Genomic DNA, 18,074 nt, shown 5'->3' on the forward strand with positions numbered 1-18,074 from the left:
TATTATGACGAACGCCTTTTATTCTCAATTTGCGGGTAACTCGATCAAGGCTTCCATTTTAAGCGTGGAAGTCTTGCGGGATGCCTTAATACCAAACCTACTCGGAGACGAGCGTAGCGGAATCCTCTACTGGGCTGGGAAAGACTTGGCGCGGCAGTTTCCAACTGGTTCAACTGAGGACCTAGTCACTTTCTTTGAACAAGCTGGTTGGGGGCACCTCGTCCTCGTAAAGGCAACTAACGATCTGATTACTTACGAACTGACCGGTGAACCGGTCGCACGGCGCAGTGCCACCGTCAAAGACCCCGATTTTATGCTTGAAACGGGATTTTTAGCTGAACAAGCGGTCCAACACTCTGGTTGTGTGAGTGAAGCCGAGATCACTTTCCAAAACCGGATGCGATTGCGCATTGCGGTCACAGTGGACCATAACCAACCACTGACCAACCACGATCCCGCAACGCCACTTGAAATCGTGCATCCCCAAGTTGACGAGCACCCCACTGAAGACGCCACCCCCGAATCAGAAGCTTAAAAAAAGACGACCATCGCTGGCCGTCTTTTTTAGTCCCTAAAATCCAAATGCCGAATCTTAAAGGTACTGATCAAGTTTTTGCTTAATTTGTTCTTTTGAATGGTAACCGACCAGGGTGTCGACTACTTCACCGTCTTTTTTAACGAGTAACGTGGGAATACTCATGATGCCAAAGCTGCTGGCCGTTTCGGGGTTCGCATCGACGTCCATTTTATTAAAAGTGACCTTGTCACCCATTTCATCAGCTAATTGTTCAACGACTGGTGATTGCATCCGACAAGGACCACACCAAGTTGCCCAGAAATCAGTTAACGTGACGCCCGTGGCAGTATCCGTTGTAAAAGTTTTATCAGTAGTTGCTGCGACCATTTCAATCGGCCTCCTAAATAATATTTCGTTACTATAAGTAAGTATAACCAGTTCAACCGCTGAACACAAACAATTCGTTCACAATTGAATGTTTTTTACAGTTGACCGGACTACTTAAATTGAACTTCGGTTGCCCCGTTACCACCGTGGTTAGGTGCAGCGAAGTGGAAGGATTTGACCTGCCGGTTGGTCTTCAAGTAATCGGTGATACCCTGCCGTAACGCCCCGGTTCCCTTCCCGTGGACGATGGTGACGGACGGATAGCCCGCCAGTAGCGCCGCGTCAATGTAGCGGTCGACCTGGGTCATCGCGTCCTCATAACGGACCCCGCGTAAATCTAGGTTCGGGGAAACGTGGCTGGCGTGCGCACTCTGCACGGTTGCCCGGGCCCGTTTAGGTTCGGCTTCCGGTTTGACCCGCTCCATGTCCGCGTCCGCAATTTTCATCTTTAAGATTCCTAATTGGACTTCCCAAGCGTGTTTACCCATCTTCTGGACCAACACACCCCGTTGCCCGTAGGATTTGACCATCACGTCGTCACCTTCGTGGAAGTCCTGTTGGGCCTTAGCCCGCCGTAAAATCCGGTTTTTCTTCAACTTAGGTTGCTGCTCCAAGGCGTTTAACGCGCCCTTAGCATCGATCAGTTCGTTTTCCTTCACAACGCTGTGACCACTAGCCAACTGTTTTTTCCGCAAATCACTAATAATGGCATCCGCCTTAGTTTTGCTCTTTTCAACGATGGCGTTGGCTTGAACCTTGGCATCTTCAATCAGCTGGTCCTTACGTTGTTGATAAGCGTTAAACTCACTCTTCAGTTCCCGATGCAGTTGGTCGGAATCCGCCAATTCATCCGTTAAGTGCCGTTGCTCGTCTTCAACCTGCTTACGTTTTGCAACCAAATCGGCAATCATGGCGTTTAGGTCCTGGCTATCCGAGTCGGTCAGTGACCGGGCCTGATCCACGATACTCTGGGGAATTCCCAAGCGTTGCGCAATGTCCAACGCGTTACTGCGACCAGGAATGCCAACTAATAACTTGTAGGTCGGTTTCAGCGTGGCTTCATCGAACTCCATGCTGGCATTAATTGTGTCCGGCCGGTTAAATCCGTATGCTTTTAGTTCCGGGTAATGGGTCGTCGCAACGACCTGCGTCCCCTTAGCCCCAATCGCATCCAGGATGGCAATGGCTAACGCCGCCCCTTCCTGAGGATCGGTCCCAGCCCCGAGTTCGTCGACTAAGACTAAACTACGCTGGTCAATTTTTTTCAGGAAACTTTCGATATTTTCCATGTGGGATGAAAAAGTACTCAAGTTTTGTTCAATCGACTGTTCGTCACCAATGTCGGCAAAAATTTCATCGTAGATTCCAATGCGGCTACCGGCTTCAACCGGGATAAATAGACCGGACTGGCCCATCAACTGCAATAAACCCAACGTCTTTAAAGTGATGGTTTTCCCACCGGTGTTGGGCCCGGTGATGACGATGGCTTGATAATCGGTTCCCAGTGCGATATCGTTTGCAACGACCTTTTTCGGGTCGATCAGCGGGTGCCGGGCCTGCCGTAAGTAAACCTGGTTATCCGTTGAAATGGCCGGTTCACTGGCCCGCATATCGTGGGCGTAACGCGCCTTGGCGTTAATAAAATCAAAATGGCCTAAAATTTGTGCGTTTTGCAGGATTTCATCCTGGTACGGCGCAATCAGGTTAGACAGTTCTTCCAAGATACGCTGCTCTTCCTGTTTTTCGGCCACTTGATTTTGGCGTAAGCGGTCGTTTAAGGCCATGACGGCTTGGGGTTCAATAAACAGCGTTTGACCACTGGCACTCTGGTCGTGAACGATGCCCCCAAACCGGGAACGATTTTCCGCCTTAACCGGAATAACGTAACGATCATTTCTAATGGTAATAATTGGATCACTTAAATACTTAGCGTCCCGGCCACGGGTAAAGTGTTCCATCTTGGCGCGAATTTCACCCTCGGTCCGACTAATATTGCTGCGAATACTACTCAACTTGGGGGACGCGTCGTCGGTAATGTGGCCGTCACCTTCAATTGCCGTCGCGAGTCGTTTGGTCACGTCCGGAAGGGTCACTAGTTCTTGAACTTCGTCAAACAGGTGCCGAATGTCATTTTCGGGCGCGTCTTCTAATAGCTCGTCAAAAAAGCGGGTAATGGCCCGGGTTGTTTTTAGAACCCGGCCAACTTGTCCCAGTTCACTTCCGTTTAGCGTGGCGCCGATTGCTAACCGCTTCATGTGCGGCGCAATGTCCGCCAAACGGGCAATCGGAATGCCCCCCTTTAACCGGTAGACTTCCGCCCCGTCGTTAGTCTCGTCAAGCGCGCGCTGTACCGCCGCCACGTCACTTTGCGGTTGCAACCCATTCAATTCTTTTTGTCCAGCTGCCGAAACTAAGTACGGCGCCAGCCGCTGTTTAATTTGCTGATATTCTAAGGTGTTTAATACTTTAGGATTCACTTACATACCTCCGAAGCTTCGATTCAATTACGAAGGTTGCAAAAAAAAGATGATGCAGTTATTTGTCGGCATCATCCGTTTGCATCTTCAATAATTCTGCTTGCTTATCCACCTGATCCGAGATCGCGTTAAAGGCGAGCAACGTCGCCACTTCTTGATCAGAAAGGTCAGGAGCTAATTTTTTTAATTGTTTAATTTGTTCGTTCATCATCCGCGTCACCGTTTGCATGTGACGGTCGGACGCCGTGCCGATGATCGTATAGGTGTGACCATCAATTTCCGCTTTAAAGCGCCGCTTATTCGCAGTCATCAACATCCCGCTTCCTTTCAGTAACACCTAACATTTTAGCATGATAGCAGCGTTTATGCTAACCATAGAATCAAACGCCAACTAGCAGTTAACCCGTGGCTGCATTTTACCCACTCTCCCGACAAACCCCGTTCTTAATGCCAGTTTTCTAACCGGACTTAAAAATGGAAATAAAAGGCGCTAGCTCGCTAAAGAAAGCGTTTACATAATTATAAATATCTGTTATAGTTCAATTTGTCAAAGCTGATAAACACAATGCTAAAAAAGGAGGATTAGCAGATGACAGGTTCATGGGATGCACGCTACGCAGCGGAGTTTTTTGGCACGTTAATCTTAGTCGTACTTGGTAACGGGGCTGTCGCCAATGCATTTCTGAAGAATACAACTGGTAACGATGATCCGGGGCTCGCTAACGGGGGCTGGTTACTAGTCGCTTCAGGGTATGGTTTGGGGGTCATGTTGCCAGCAATGATGTTTGGCTCGATTTCGGGGAACCATTTGAATCCGGCGGTGACCCTCGCGCAGGCCTGCGCGGGTATTTTTCCGTGGTCACACGTCACGCCCTACTTGCTCTGGCAATTTTTAGGCGCGATGGCGGGACAGATCCTGATTTTGATCGTTTACTGGCCCCACTACAAGAGTACGACCGACCCCAACTGCGTGCTCGGCACGTTTGCTACCAGTGACGAAGCCGATAGTCAGCTCAACGGTTTTATCACTGAAATGGTCGGTACGGCGGTGTTATTATTTGGTGCGATGGGACTGTACCGGGGCATGTTTTTCCATCAAAACGTCGACATTGCCAACATTGGGGTTGGGTTATTGATTGCCGCGATGGTCATTTCCCTCGGGGGGCCCACCGGACCGGCACTTAATCCGGCCCGGGATCTCGGTCCCCGGTTAGTTCACGCGTTACTCCCCGTTCCGAACAAGGGGAGCTCCCACTGGGAATATAGTTGGGTTCCAGTCGTCGCCCCCATCGTTGGTGGGATTATCGGGATCTTCGTTTATAAATCATTCTTCGGCTTATAGTCCGGTCGCAACGGGGGGCTTTGATCTTATACTTAAATAACGCTATTATTCAAACCCGAAGCGCAAAAAAAGCTCGTAGACCATTCGTGGCTACGAGCTTTTCCGTTTATTAACTAGCCTTACTGCATACCGCCGTCATCGGCTAAGAAAGTATTTAACACTTGTTCAACCATATCCCACTCTTCATCGGATTCGATCAGTTGTAATTCGCCGTTATCGCCATCTTCAGGATCAAAAATGTAGGCTTGAATGTCGACTTCATCGTCGGCCGCCGCGTCAGCTGGGTACAGCAAAATGTACGAATGACCAAAATCTTTGGAATCAAACGTGAATAAAATATTGAATAAGGTTTCGTTACCGTCGTCGTCGACTAAGGTAATCACATCGTTATCTTTACTTTGGTTTTGGCTCATGTTAGTTCCTCGCTATTCTTGTGTGAGTTTGCCGTGGCGATCAAGGTAGTTCTGCAAAATCAAACTTGCTGCTAACTTATCGATCACCTTTTTACGCTTTTTGCGTGAAACGTTGGCTTCTTCCACCAACATACGGTCGGCTTCGACCGTCGTTAAACGCTCGTCTTCAAAATCCACCGGTAAGTGGAAGCGTTCCGTTAATAAGTCGCCATAATGTTTGGACGCTTCGGCCCGTGGTCCCAACGAGTTGTTCATGTTCTTCGGCAACCCCAACACGAAACCAGTTGTCTCGTGCTCCTTAACGAGTTCGGCAATCCGGTCGATTCCGAACTCCTCCTCGTCTTCGTTGATACGAACAATTTCAACGCTCTGCGCAGTCCAACCAAAAATATCGCTGACCGCTACGCCCACCGTTCTAGAACCAACATCTAACCCCATTAACTTCATGCATTAACATCCTTATCCGCCTTCAAGTAAGACTTGACCAGCTCTTCGATAATTTCGTCGCGTTGATGCTTACGAATTAAATTCCGGGCATCGTTTAAGCGCGGGATATAGGCCGGATCACCAGATAGCAAATAACCCACAATCTGGTTAATCGGGTTATAGCCCTTTTCTTGTAACGCTTCATAAACCGTCGTTAACGTGTCGTGGACATCCTTAACGTTGTCATTATCGAAGTCAAAGTACATTGTTTTGTCTAATGAACTCATATAAAGCACCTCCCGCTAGTTTCCGCTTCTAATCTATTTTACTAAATGGCCATATGAAGTACAATCAATCCATTCTGATGTAACACATTCGTAATAAAACGATTAGCAAAACCGGTTAATACCGGCCTTGTAACCGCAACCACCATTACACCATCCCATCTAACTAGTTTTCGGATACTACCGCCAAGAAGACCTTTGAACAAACGCCCGCTCTCGTTGCTAAATGGTAAAGATATTCTACCAATTTTGCAAGTATTCGTCACTGGTTTCCAAATTACAATCAGCCAGCCAGACCAGTCACAAAATGCGCCACGCTAAGTTAGTCCGACTATAACGTAAATGCCGTAATTATTCCCAAAATCAGGACTAATTACGGCATTTGAATTACGCACAGACGTAAACTAACGGAGTCAGCAGTTTAAGCTGACACCCCAGTTTTGTCCCGCCCGTAAGTTTAATTTTGGCTACTTACTGCTCGTTCAACCAGTCGTGCGCGGCCTTCAGTGCGTCTGGTAACCCGGCCGGTTTTTTACCCCCAGCTTGGGCCAGGGTTGGTCGGCCACCACCACCGCCACCGACTTTCGGGGCAATGGCTTTGATCAAGTCGCCGGCCTTTAAGCCCGCTTTGACCTTGGCATCGCTAACGGCGACTAGTAAGTTGACCTTCTCGCCAATGGCGGTCCCTAAGACCAGCACGTCGGAGTATTGCTTAGCTTTCCAAGTATCCGCTAATTGACGGAGTTGATCCATCCCGGAAACTTCCACTTGTTGGGCAATTAGCGTCGTCCCGTTAACGTCGTCGACTTGTTCAAAGACCGCACCAGCCTGTTGTTTGGCTAGCCGACTTTCCAACTTAGCACTCTTTTGTTGTTCGGCTTTCAAGTCCGCTTGCAACTGGCTGACCCGTTCCGGCACGTCGCTCAGCTTCGGTGCCTTGACCTGCGCGGCAATGGCCTTTAAGCTCTGTTCTTCACCGGATAACAGTTCGAACGCTTCCTTGGAAGTAACGGCCTCAATCCGGCGTACCCCGGCACCCACACCAGCTTCGGAAACAATCTTGAACAAGCCGAGCTCACTACTGTTCTTCACGTGGGTCCCACCATCAAATTCAATGGAGTAGTCGCCAATTGACACGACTCGCACGATTTTCCCGTACTTCTGAGTAAAGACGGCAATGGCGCCCATCTTGTGACCGGTTTCCTGATCGGTTTGAATGGCCGAAACTGGCAGGGCCGCCCAGATCTTATCGTTAACGATCTGTTCAACTTTGGCCAGTTCTTCAGCGGTCACCTGACCGAAGTGGGTGAAGTCAAACCGTAAGTAGTCGGGTTCAACCAATGAACCGGCCTGTTGAGTGTGTTCACCTAAAACGTCCCGTAATGCTTGATCCAGTAAGTGGGTCGCGGTATGGTTCTTTTCGACCTTTGCGTGAAAGGCTAAATCCACGTTCATGGTGTACGTCTGGTCCTTGTGCATCGGCTTCAACACTTCCACCGTGTGCAGGTGTTGCTTATTCGGCGCGTTTTGCACGTCGGTTACCTTAGCAACCGTCTCACCGTTAGCGTCTAAAATAACCCCACGGTCGGCAACTTGACCACCCATTTCCGCGTAGAACGGCGTCTTGCTGAAAATCATTTCGGCCGTCCCGCTTTGAACGTCATCAACGAGCTTTTCGTCAACGATAATATCGTTTAGGACGCCCTGAACGTTGGTCAATTCATCGTAACCAACGTATTCACTCGGCGTCTTAATATCAATCAACAAACTCCGTTGCACACCCATGGACTTAGCGTTACCCCGGGCATTGCGGGCCCGGTCACGTTGCGCCTTCATTTCAACTTCAAAGCCGGCTTCGTCGACCTTCAGCTTTTCGTCGCCCGCGTATTCCTTAGTCAATTCAAACGGGAACCCGTACGTATCGTACAGTTTAAAGGCGTCGACGCCGGGTAAGGTATCACTACCGGCCTTTTTAGTTTCGGCAATCAAATTGTTTAATAAGTTCAGCCCGTCGTTTAACGTTTCGTTAAAGCGACTTTCTTCGGACGCCACGATTTTTTCAATGTACGGTGCGTTCTTCAACACGTCGGGGTAGTGTGACTGCATGATTTCACCGACAATTGGCACCAGCTTATCAAGAAAGGCTTCCTTTAAGCCTAACTTTTGGCCGTGTAAGATTGCCCGCCGGATCAACCGGCGAATAACGTAACCCCGGCCTTCGTTGGAAGGTAGGGCCCCGTCAGAAATGGCAAAGGTAATGGCCCGCGCGTGGTCGGCGATCACTTTAAACGAGACGTCGTCTTGAGCGTTGGCGCCGTATTTTTTGCCATCACTTAACTCTTCCGTCTTACGAATGATTGGCAAGAATAAGTCGGTTTCAAAGTTGGTTGGCGCGTTTTGGAAAATTGAAACGACCCGTTCAAGGCCCATCCCCGTATCAATGTTTTTCCGGGGAAGGGGTTCGTAAGTTCCTTCCGGCGTATGGTTAAACTGTGAGAACACGATGTTCCAGACTTCAAGGTAGCGTTCGTTTTCACCACCAGGATAATTTTCGGGATCATCGTCGGCCAAGTTATTAAACGCTTCGCCACGGTCGTAAAAAATTTCGGAATCGGGACCGGATGGGCCCTGACCAATATCCCAAAAGTTATCTTCAACTTTAACGATGTGGTCGGGTTTGACCCCGGCTTCTTCCCAGAACTTAGCGGCGTCGGTATCTTTCGGGTAAACCGTCATAAACAATTTTTCCGGATCCCAACCAAACCATTTGGGAGACGTTAAAAGTTCCCAAGCCCAGGTAATGGCTTCTTTCTTGAAGTAGTCCCCGACCGAAAAGTTCCCCAACATTTCAAATAACGTGTGGTGCCGGGCGGTCCGACCAACGTTTTCAATATCGTTGGTCCGAATACTCTTTTGTGAACTGGTCATCCGCGGGTTTTCTGGAACAACGGAACCGTCAAAATACTTTTTCATCGTGGCAACCCCGGAGTTGATCCACAGTAAAGTCGGATCATCCACCGGAACTAACGACGCACTAGGAACGATCGTATGGCCCTTTTCGTGGAAAAAGTCCAGGTACATTTGCCGAATTTCACTACTGCTTAACTTCTTCATTAAATTTGGCACCCTCTCTAATTTATGTCTTAAAGGCAAAAAAACACCGTTGCTAGCAAAGACGCTGTTAACGCGGTACCACTTTGCTTGCAACGATGTGTTCGTTTACCTCTTAAGCTCATTAACGCTGAGAAACGGACTAGTTTGCTAGTCATTGATCACAGGTAGCATTTAAACCGTACCGCACTTTTTCCAGCAACCAAAGTGTTTCTAGACCGACGCACGGTTTAAACATGTCCTTACTTTGAAAAGTATATGGCACCATCGTTACGGTGTCAATAGCGCGACCCGAACTAGGACTTACGATCCTTACGTGCTTGGCGCATCGCTGCCCGTTGTTCGATTCGGCGGTCCATCCGAGCCTTGTCACTGATCTTTTTGCGAATTCGGCGCTTATAGCCCGGTTTGATTTTTTTCTTGGATTTTTTGACGTAACCAATTAAAGTTGGGTCCAGCTTTTCCTGCTTAGGCCCGCGGTTCGCCCGGCGGTTGCGGTCGTAGGAATCCACAATTTCACCATCACGAATGGCTTTGGGCTTGAACTTAATACCCATGGCTTCCACCGCACTGACCTTCTGCTCTTCTCCCGGACTATAAAGGGTGATGGCCGTTCCCGGCATTCCGTTACGGCCCGTCCGGCCCACCCGGTGAATGAAGAATTCCAAGTCGTTCGGAATATCGTCGTTAATGACGTGCGAGACGCCTTGAATATCAATGCCACGGGCCGCTAGATCGGTCGCCACTACAAACTGGTACTTTAACTGTTGCACGTCACGCATGACGCGTTTCCGTTCCCGTGGTTGAATGTCACCGTGAATCATCGCTACCGTTAACCCCTGTTGACGCAAGTAGTGGGTCAGTTCCTGGACCCGTTCCTTAGTGTTGGCAAAAATCAACACTAAGTAGGGTTCCCCAATGGTCAGCAAGCGGTAAATGATACTGTTCTTATCGTGACTCTTCGTTGAAATTAACCAGTTATCAATCGTCGGGCTAATCACTGACTCGACCGGAATTTCTTCCATCACCGGATTATTCATGTACTTCTTCAAAAACGGTGTTAGTTTTTGGGGCATGGTCGCCGAAAAGACCAACATTTGTAAGTCGGCCGGCATCCGACCAGCAATCTGATCAACCACGTTTAAGAACCCGAGGTCCAACGTCATATCGGCTTCATCGACCACTAACTGGCCCGCCGTATGAACGTCCAACGCCTGTGACCGCATTAAATCCAAGATACGGCCCGGCGTCCCGATAACGAGTTGTGGCTGGTGGCGGTGTAACTTGTCGATCTGTTCCTGCTTATCAGTCCCGCCAACGTACAACCCAATGTGAATCGCCTTGGGGCTGTGCTTGATCAACTGCTTGGCCGCGGTCTGGATCTGGTAAGCCAGTTCCCGGCTAGGTGTCGTGATCACGTCTTGGACCCGGCGTTCGTCGGGGTTTAACTGGTTGATCATCGGCAACAGGAAAGTATGGGTTTTCCCACTCCCCGTTGCGGATTGCCCAATCACACTGCGACCATCGGCAATCACCGGAATCAACTTTGCTTGCACCGTCGTTGGCTTCCGAAAATTAATGTCGGCTAACGCCTGCATCAAAAACGGCTGCAATTTAAAATCTTCAAAACTTGCGGTCATACTTAAACCTCTTTCTCATAATGACTGGCAACTTGGTCCAGTTCCCGGACAACGGCCTCGATTTCTTGCTGGTTAGCCGCTTTAGCCCCACTAGCCATGGCGTGACCGCCACCGCCGTGTTGCTTGGCAAGTTCGTTAATAGCCGGGCCCTTCGACCGTAATCGAATCCGGAAGTCGCCTTCCTTTTGCTGTACAAAAATTGCCCAACACTTCACGGTGTCAATTCGACCGGGTAACGGGACAACGCCCGCCGTGCTGGCATCCCCGATTTCAAACGAATCCATGAGGTCGTTCGTTAAGATGACGTACGCGGCACCCGAATCCATTTGGGTCAAGTGTTCGTACACGTAAGCCGATAATCGGGCTACGGGCAACGTAATCGTATCCTCAATGCGGTTGACGGCGGTGGCATCGGCCCCGGCTTCCATCAGCGCCGCAGCAGCCCGCATGGTACTAGGTTTAGTTGCCGAGTATAAGAAGCGCCCGGTATCACCCACAATACCAGCATAAAGTAACCGGGCAGCGTTGGCCGTTAACGTCAAGTCAGCGCCGACTTGGGCGTACCAGTTATAAATCATTTCACTCGTACTAGAAGCGTCCACGTCCACCCACTGCGGGTCACCAAACGCGTCGTCGTTCGGGTGGTGGTCAATTTTAACTAACCGTTGACCCTTTTCGTAAAATTCACCGTCAATCCGGGGCTGGTTAGCCGTATCCAATACCATGACGAGGGCGTCGTGGTAATTTTCTTCGGTAACGGTATCCATCTGACCTAACCAGTCAAAACCGTGGTACTGCTTTCCCGGTGTCAACACCTTTTTATCCGGAAAACTCGTCTTGAGGATGTCGGCCAACCCGAGTTGACTACCGATGGCATCCGGGTCTGGGCGTTGGTGGCGGTGAATAATAATCGTTTTTGCTTGTTTAATTAAATTTAAAATTTCTGTTTGGACGGTCATAATGATCCTTCCCATTTCTGAATTTACTGGTGGCTGAAAAGCTGTCACAGTACTCCAGTATACCGAACAATGCGGCATTCGCCAAATGAATTAGTGTTCATTCGGGTAAAGCGGTAACGTCAGGTTCTCAAACGCCAGTGGGGCTAAGCCCGTTAACGTGATTCCGAGTAACCGGATTCCCGTGTCAAAATGATCATCCACCACGTCGTCAAAAATTTCTTCGGCATAACGGTCAAAGACCACCGGATCATTCGGTAAAAACTCCCCGAAGGAGCGCCGCTTAGTAATGGTCACAAAGTCCCCGTAGCGTAACTTTAAAACTAGGGTCTTACCGTGCCGTTGGTGGGCCGTCATCGTCTCGGCAACCATCTGAGCCAGCGTTTTTAAATGTTCAGTAACCTCAACCTGGGTCGTTAAAAACGGCCCAAAGGTGCGTTCCTTCCCGATGGACTTACGTTCACGCTGGTACTCCACCGGCCGGTCGTCACTTCCCCGGACCCGCCGGTATAAAATGTAACCCAACTTACCAAAGTTTTTGATTAAATCCAGCTCCGACTGGTCAAACAAGTCCTGACCCGTTTTGATTCCCAAATCATGCATCTTGGGGACGGTCTTCTTCCCAACTCCCCGAAACTTTTCAATTGGCTCGCGGAGTAAAAACGGCTCCGCGTCCCGTGGTAATACGATCGTTACCCCGGCAGGCTTCCGGTAATCAGAGGCTAATTTAGCAATAAATTTATTGTACGAGATCCCAGTGGAGCAGGTTAGGTGCGTCCGTTGCCAAATTTCTTGTTGCAACTCGTGGGCTAACTGCACCGCACTGTGCAGGTGTTTTTTATTATGAGTCACGTCTAAGTATGCTTCGTCAAACGCAATCGGTTCGATCATGTCGGTATACTCGTGAAAAATCCGGTGAATTTGCGCGGAAACTTGTCGATAGAGTGGAAAGTTCGGCGTTTTAAAAACTGCTTGGGGACAAAGTTCCAGTGCCTTAGCAGCCGGCATGGCCGAGTGGACGCCAAACTGACGGGCAACGTAATTGGCGGTCGTTACCACTCCCCGGCCACCGGTTTGCCGGGGATCGTGGGCAATCACCAGCGGCTGGGTCTTATAAGCTTCGTGTTCCCGTTCTTCAATTGACGCGTAAAAAGCATCCATGTCCACGTGAATGATTTTACGACTACTATCAATCCGGATCGGTGCTTCAATAATCGACTGGGCCATGACCGTTCCCTCCCTTGTTGATTACATTATACACGAACATACGTTTCGTTTGTAGTCTGTGCGCGCACAAAAAAATCCAGCCCTAACAGACTGGATTTTTTCACGTGGTCCTATTTAGCTTCGGAATCGTCGGCCTGACTATCAGCACTTGCAGCGCTGCTATCATCGGCACTGCTATCGGCTTCACTAGTCGTGGCAGTCCCGTCGGTGGCCGACTTAGGTGCTTCGGTCTTGGCGTCTTCGGCTGGTGCAATTTTGGCAATTGCGTTTAAATCAAAGACTAAGAAGATGCCGTCGCAGTCAAGCGTAACCGTCTTGTCGGCTTCGTTGACTTCATCAACGACCCCGTGCAAACGGCCAATCGTGGTGACCTTGTCGCCCCGCTTGATTTTACTTAACATACTTTGGTGTTGTTGTTGCTGTTTACGCTGTGGACGAATCATGAAGAAGTACAAGAACGCGAACATGACCACGATAAACAGAATTGATGTCATTTGACCCATTTAAAAATCGCTCCTAATCTATTCAATGTTTGACTATCTTTAACTTTAACAAATTACACCCAAAATTACTAGTAACCCTAGAAGTTTTTGGGATTTTTCTGGTTAAACCCGTACATTTCAAAAAAGTCTTGGCGGAATTCTAGCAGATTGTCATCTTGAATCGCCTGGCGAACTTGCTTCATCAGGTGTAACAAGAAGTACAGGTTATGGTAACTGGTTAACCGTAACCCAAAGGTCTCATCCGCCTTGATCAAGTGGCGAATGTAAGCCCGACTAAAGTTACGACACGTGTAACAGTCGCAATTATCATCCAGCGGGCCAAAATCGTGGGCGTACGCCGCGTTTTTCACCACTAAACGTCCGTGTGACGTCATACAAGTTCCGTTCCGGGCAATCCGAGTCGGCAACACGCAATCAAACATATCAACACCCCGAATGGCCCCGTCGATCAACGCGTCGGCCGAGCCGACTCCCATTAAATACCGCGGCTTATTTTCGGGGAGTAACGGGGTCGTGAAGTCCAAAACGTGGTTCATTTCAGCCTTAGATTCCCCTACGGACAAGCCCCCAATGGAATACCCGGGGAAGTCCAGACTAACTAGGTCCTTGGCGCTTTGTTCCCGCAGGTCCTTAAAACCAGCCCCCTGAACGATACCAAATAGGCCTTGGTAATCGGGATGCTGGTGGGCCTTTAAGCCCCGCTCCGCCCACCGACTAGTTCGGGCAACCGACTTACTAACATAGTCATAACTCTCAAAAAACGGCGGGCATTCGTCTAAACTCATCATAATGTCGGGACCCAGATCGTTTTCAATTTGAATGGCCTTTTCTGGTGACAAGAACATTTTTGACCCGTTTAAATGGTTCTTAAAGTGGACCCCTTCTTCGGTAATATCCCGGTTCTTGGCGAGTGAAAAGACCTGGAAACCACCGGAATCGGTCAGGATCCCCTTTTTCCAATTCATAAATTGATGCAGACCACCGGCTTCTTTTACGATTTGTTCACCAGGGCGCAACCATAAGTGGTAAGTATTAGACAAGATCACACCAGCGCCCATCGCGTCTAGTTCTTCGGGCGCCAACGATTTGACACTTGCTTGAGTACCAACGGGCATGAACATTGGTGTTGGGAAGGTCCCGTGGGGGGTGATCAATTCACCCAGCCGAGCCCCCGTATGTTTTTCTGTTTTAATTAATCGGTATTTAATTGCCGGTTCCATATCATTTCCTCCGTTAAAACTGTTGCTAAACTCTGAATATCATAGCACGAAACGCACGCCCTCACCAGCGGGACCGCTTTAGCGCCCCATTTAGAAAGAGGCTGTGACAAAAGTCACAGCCTCTGCATTATCTCCGAACAATTATTGTCGAAACGGGTTTCAAAAGTCAGCGGGCTCCGCTTAACCTCGTCATTTATTTTAATGAATGAACATGGCGTCCCCAAAACTAAAGAAGCGGTAACGTTCGTCAATGGCGTGCTGGTAGGCGTTTAAGATCATGTCACGGCCAGTGAAGGCGGCCACTAACATGACCAGGGTCGACTTAGGTAAGTGGAAGTTCGTGATGAAGGCGTCCACCACTTTCCACTGGTAGCCCGGCTTAATGAAAATGTCGGTCCAACCCGAATCCGGCTTAATTTCGCCGTCAAACTTGGTCCCAATCGTTTCCAACGTTCGGATCGAAGTCGTTCCGGTCGCAATAATTCGGCCACCATTGGCCCGAACGTCGTTTAACGTTTTAGCCGCGGCTTCGTCCAACCGGTAAAATTCACTGTGCATCTTATGGTCTTCGATGTTATCCTCTTCAACCGGTCGGAACGTCCCCAACCCAACGTGTAAAGTTAAGTAGACCAACTTGACGCCCTTATCCTGAACTTTTTGTAACAAGTCCTTGGTCCAGTGCAACCCGGCCGTGGGTGCGGCCGCCGAACCGTTTTCCTTCGCATAAACCGTCTGGTAACGGTCCGGATCATCCAACTTTTCTTTGATGTACGGCGGTAATGGCGTTTCGCCCAGGCTTTCCAAGATCTCCATGAAAATACCATCGTAATGGAATTCAATCAACCGAATTCCATCCTCTTTTTCGGCAGTCACGGTTGCGGTCAACTTCCCGTCGCCAAACGAAATAACCGTCCCAACGTGGGCCCGTTTAGCGGGTTTCATCAACGTTTCCCACTCGTCACCCTCTGTGTTGTGCAATAACAGCACTTCGGCGTGACCACCGGTTTCAGGCTTGACCCCGTATAACCGTGCCGGCATAACCCGCGAGTTATTCATGACAACCGCGTCACCGGGGTTTAACTGGTCGATAATATCGTAAAAGTGTTTGTCCTGCATTTCACCAGTTTGCCGGTCTAATTCCAATAACCGGGACGTGTCCCGCTGCTTAATTGGTGTTTGGGCAATCAGTTCGTGTGGTAAATCATAGTCGAAATCTTCAAGTGTTAAGCTCATGTTGCAACCCCTTATCTTTAGTTATTTGACGGGTACGCTAACCCTAAGTGTTGGTAGCCCTTGATCGTAACGACCCGGCCACGTTGTGTGCGTTTCAAAAAACCAATTTGTAGTAAATACGGTTCCACCACTTCGGCGATCGTATCGGTTTCTTCGCCAATGTTGGCCGCAATTGTTGCTAAGCCAACCGGACCACCGTCGTAGTATTCGATCATCGTCCGTAACAGTTTGTTATCCGTTTCGTCTAACCCGTCCTGATCAACCCGCAAGTAAGTCAGTGACCGGTTAACGATCATCTCGTCAATCGCGTCCTGATCAGCAACTTCCGCGAAATCCCGAATCCGCTTAAACAACCGGTTCGCGATCCGGGGCGTTCCCCGTGACCGGCGCGCAATTTCGTGCGCGCCGGACGGTTTGATACTCGTCTGAAAAATATCCGCTGTCCGCTTGACGATGTCCTCTAAGTCGGCGACCACGTAATACTCCATGTGCTCGACGATTCCAAACCGGTCCCGTAACGGTGCCGAAAGCATCCCGGCCCGCGTCGTTGCCCCAATCAGAGTAAACGGCGGCAACGGGAAGTGCACCGGGTGCGCGGTTGGTCCCTGTCCAACCACGATGTCGACGTAAAAGTCTTCCATCGCGGAATAGAGCATTTCCTCCACGATTTTTGGTAACCGGTGGATCTCATCAATAAATAAGATATCACCCGGTTCCAGTTCGTTCAAGAGGGCCACTAGATCACCCGGCTTTTCAATGGCCGGGCCGCTCGTTGTTCGAATGTGGACCTGCATTTCGTTAGCAATCACCATTGCCAAGGTCGTTTTCCCTAAACCGGGCGGTCCAAACAGCAGCACGTGGTCTAGGGATTCCTCCCGTTTACGCGCGGCCTCAATGTAAACCCCCAGTTCGTGTTTGACCTGGTCTTGACCGATGTACTGGGCTAAAGTTTGCGGACGCAGTGATTTTTCAATCGAAGCTTCGGCATCATCAGCCTTATCGCCGGATAATAACTTGTCATCGTCGTCCATCAATGATTCCTCCCTTACTTGGTCAATAACCGTAAGCCTTCACTTAACAACGCGTTGGTATCAGCCGGCTTACTCTGGCTATAGGCTTCCAACTTTTTCGTAATCTTTTTAACCTCACGCTGCGAATAACCGAGCGCTTCTAAGGCCGCCAACGCGTCGGCTAAGGCGTCATCGACGGCCGGTGCCGTAACGTCGAGTTCGGTTTGCCCGGTAACGTCAACGTTCAAGTCGTTTAATTTACCCTTCAGATCCAGCACAATTTGTTGCGCGGTCTTTTTACCAACCCCCGGAAAACTGGTTAAATAAGTTGCGTTTTCCTGGTTGATTGCCTGGATCAAACCCGAATGGTCGTTATTGGCTAAAATTGCGAGTGCCGACTTCGGACCAATTCCGGAGACGTTGAGTAGTTTTTCGAACAGCGCCTTTTCGTCGGCGTCGTAAAACCCAAACAAACTCATGCCGTTTTCACTAACGGCTTGGTGAATGTACATCTTAACTTGCGCGTCACCGACTTGGTAACGGTACGGATTGGCCGTCAAGACTTTATAGCCAATGCCACTCACTTCAATCACCACGAAGCTGGGTGTCACATCGGCAATCTGGCCGAGAAAATATTCATACACGAACGAAAAACTCCTTTAAATAAAACGTATGTTTGCTTGCTAAATTGTACCACATTTCTACCCGGGCTTTATAGCACCACCTTCAGAAAAGCCCTTTTTCACGCAAATTCTTGCCGTAACCGTTATAAACGTGCTATGCTCAGTGTTCAGGAGGCGTTCAATTTATGGAAATCAAGCCCTTTACCGCCGTTTTACCCACCGAGGCGGGACTTCACAAGCTCACCACTAACGACCACCAATGGACGTCCGCGGACGAACGGGTACAGCCCAGCGCCGGTTACTACTGGTATGAACTGACCCACAACGGCATTCACCAGTGGCGATTAATTGCTAGCTGGCCCGAACAACTCAGCGTTACGACCATGCTTCCCGGCGGCATCAACACGGTGTTGTACCCCAAGCAGCCGGTTATCGAAATGTTGATCGACGACTGGGTCGGCCATTTTCCTAAAACCTGTGAGTTTACCGACGCACAGGGTGTTACCCACCGGCTTTGGCAAGTAACTGAAGCGGAGGTTAACGCCGACATTACCGAAACGATGGCGCCCGTTGCCCCCCGTAAAACTTGGTTAACCACGACCAGCACACCACTGGTGATGCTCGTGGCGGACAGTGAATGGACTAAGTTTAAGACCCAGCCCCAAGTCCCGGAACACCTGATTCAACAACTAACCAATCAATAGC

General features: G+C 49.5%; 18 protein-coding genes. 3 read left to right on the forward strand and 15 right to left on the reverse strand.

The features are described from left to right. Positions 1 to 4: 4 nt before the first annotated feature. Entirely contained in the window at positions 5 to 535 is a 531-nt protein-coding gene (locus D1831_RS03925) for a YslB family protein (protein ID WP_225422767.1), read from the forward strand. Positions 536 to 592: 57 nt separating this feature from the next. On the opposite strand, the gene trxA is transcribed toward D1831_RS03925, so the two are convergent. From trxA to zapA, 3 genes are all read right to left on the reverse strand, one after another. Further along, positions 593 to 904 carry a thioredoxin gene (gene trxA, locus D1831_RS03930; protein WP_057707617.1) on the reverse strand — a complete coding sequence of 104 codons (312 nt, stop codon included), beginning with the start codon at positions 902 to 904 and terminating at the stop codon, positions 593 to 595. 110 nt (positions 905 to 1,014) lie between these two features. Beyond that, positions 1,015 to 3,381 carry an endonuclease MutS2 gene (locus D1831_RS03935; protein WP_125071626.1) on the reverse strand — a complete coding sequence of 789 codons (2,367 nt, stop codon included), beginning with the start codon at positions 3,379 to 3,381 and terminating at the stop codon, positions 1,015 to 1,017. A 58-nt stretch (positions 3,382 to 3,439) separates the two neighbouring features. Beyond that, positions 3,440 to 3,691: a cell division protein ZapA gene (zapA, locus tag D1831_RS03940; protein WP_125071627.1), complete on the reverse strand. Its 252-nt coding sequence runs from the start codon at positions 3,689 to 3,691 to the stop codon at positions 3,440 to 3,442. Between the two features lie 279 nt (positions 3,692 to 3,970). On the opposite strand from zapA, the gene D1831_RS03945 reads away from it, so the two are divergent. Continuing rightward, positions 3,971 to 4,723 carry an MIP/aquaporin family protein gene (locus tag D1831_RS03945; protein WP_125071628.1) on the forward strand — a complete coding sequence of 251 codons (753 nt, stop codon included), beginning with the start codon at positions 3,971 to 3,973 and terminating at the stop codon, positions 4,721 to 4,723. Between the two features lie 119 nt (positions 4,724 to 4,842). On the opposite strand, the gene D1831_RS03950 is transcribed toward D1831_RS03945, so the two are convergent. From D1831_RS03950 to ruvA, 12 genes are all read right to left on the reverse strand, one after another. Further along, a complete protein-coding gene (locus tag D1831_RS03950; RefSeq protein ID WP_125071629.1) occupies positions 4,843 to 5,136 on the reverse strand; it encodes a DUF1292 domain-containing protein in 294 nt (97 codons plus the stop codon). Positions 5,137 to 5,148: 12 nt separating this feature from the next. Continuing rightward, positions 5,149 to 5,583 (reverse strand): Holliday junction resolvase RuvX, encoded by a 435-nt coding sequence (gene ruvX, locus D1831_RS03955; protein ID WP_125071630.1) that lies wholly within the window; start codon positions 5,581 to 5,583, stop codon positions 5,149 to 5,151. Further along, positions 5,580 to 5,849: an IreB family regulatory phosphoprotein gene (locus D1831_RS03960; protein WP_057707622.1), complete on the reverse strand. Its 270-nt coding sequence runs from the start codon at positions 5,847 to 5,849 to the stop codon at positions 5,580 to 5,582. Before D1831_RS03960 ends, ruvX begins: the two co-directional genes overlap by 4 nt. 468 nt (positions 5,850 to 6,317) lie before the next feature. Beyond that, positions 6,318 to 8,960 carry an alanine--tRNA ligase gene (alaS, locus tag D1831_RS03965; RefSeq protein WP_125071631.1) on the reverse strand — a complete coding sequence of 881 codons (2,643 nt, stop codon included), beginning with the start codon at positions 8,958 to 8,960 and terminating at the stop codon, positions 6,318 to 6,320. Between the two features lie 293 nt (positions 8,961 to 9,253). Then, the gene (locus tag D1831_RS03970) at positions 9,254 to 10,597 is read right to left on the reverse strand and encodes a DEAD/DEAH box helicase (RefSeq protein ID WP_125071632.1); all 1,344 of its coding nucleotides are present in this window, start codon (positions 10,595 to 10,597) and stop codon (positions 9,254 to 9,256) included. A 2-nt stretch (positions 10,598 to 10,599) separates the two neighbouring features. Beyond that, on the reverse strand, positions 10,600 to 11,556 hold the full coding sequence (locus tag D1831_RS03975) for a DHH family phosphoesterase (protein ID WP_125071633.1): 957 nt from the start codon (positions 11,554 to 11,556) through the stop codon (positions 10,600 to 10,602). A gap of 90 nt (positions 11,557 to 11,646) precedes the next feature. Then, positions 11,647 to 12,780, reverse strand: coding sequence for a DNA polymerase IV (gene dinB, locus D1831_RS03980; protein ID WP_125071634.1), 1,134 nt, complete (start codon positions 12,778 to 12,780; stop codon positions 11,647 to 11,649). A gap of 110 nt (positions 12,781 to 12,890) precedes the next feature. Continuing rightward, the gene (gene yajC, locus D1831_RS03985; RefSeq protein ID WP_125071635.1) at positions 12,891 to 13,283 is read right to left on the reverse strand and encodes a preprotein translocase subunit YajC; all 393 of its coding nucleotides are present in this window, start codon (positions 13,281 to 13,283) and stop codon (positions 12,891 to 12,893) included. 77 nt (positions 13,284 to 13,360) lie between these two features. After that, complete coding sequence (tgt, locus tag D1831_RS03990; protein WP_125071636.1) at positions 13,361 to 14,503, reverse strand: tRNA guanosine(34) transglycosylase Tgt; 1,143 nt, start codon at positions 14,501 to 14,503, stop codon at positions 13,361 to 13,363. 198 nt (positions 14,504 to 14,701) lie between these two features. Then, positions 14,702 to 15,736, reverse strand: coding sequence for a tRNA preQ1(34) S-adenosylmethionine ribosyltransferase-isomerase QueA (gene queA / locus D1831_RS03995; RefSeq protein WP_125071637.1), 1,035 nt, complete (start codon positions 15,734 to 15,736; stop codon positions 14,702 to 14,704). A gap of 17 nt (positions 15,737 to 15,753) precedes the next feature. After that, complete coding sequence (ruvB, locus tag D1831_RS04000; protein ID WP_125071638.1) at positions 15,754 to 16,767, reverse strand: Holliday junction branch migration DNA helicase RuvB; 1,014 nt, start codon at positions 16,765 to 16,767, stop codon at positions 15,754 to 15,756. A 14-nt stretch (positions 16,768 to 16,781) separates the two neighbouring features. After that, a complete protein-coding gene (ruvA, locus tag D1831_RS04005; protein WP_125071639.1) occupies positions 16,782 to 17,390 on the reverse strand; it encodes a Holliday junction branch migration protein RuvA in 609 nt (202 codons plus the stop codon). A 164-nt stretch (positions 17,391 to 17,554) separates the two neighbouring features. Between ruvA and D1831_RS04010 the strand changes: the two genes are divergently transcribed. Then, entirely contained in the window at positions 17,555 to 18,073 is a 519-nt protein-coding gene (locus D1831_RS04010; RefSeq protein WP_125071640.1) for a DUF1015 family protein, read from the forward strand. Position 18,074: the final 1 nt, after the last annotated feature.

The sequence above is a fragment of the Lactiplantibacillus garii genome, from assembly GCF_003885105.1.
In the GTDB taxonomy this organism is placed as follows: Bacteria; Bacillota; Bacilli; order Lactobacillales; family Lactobacillaceae; genus Lactiplantibacillus; species Lactiplantibacillus garii.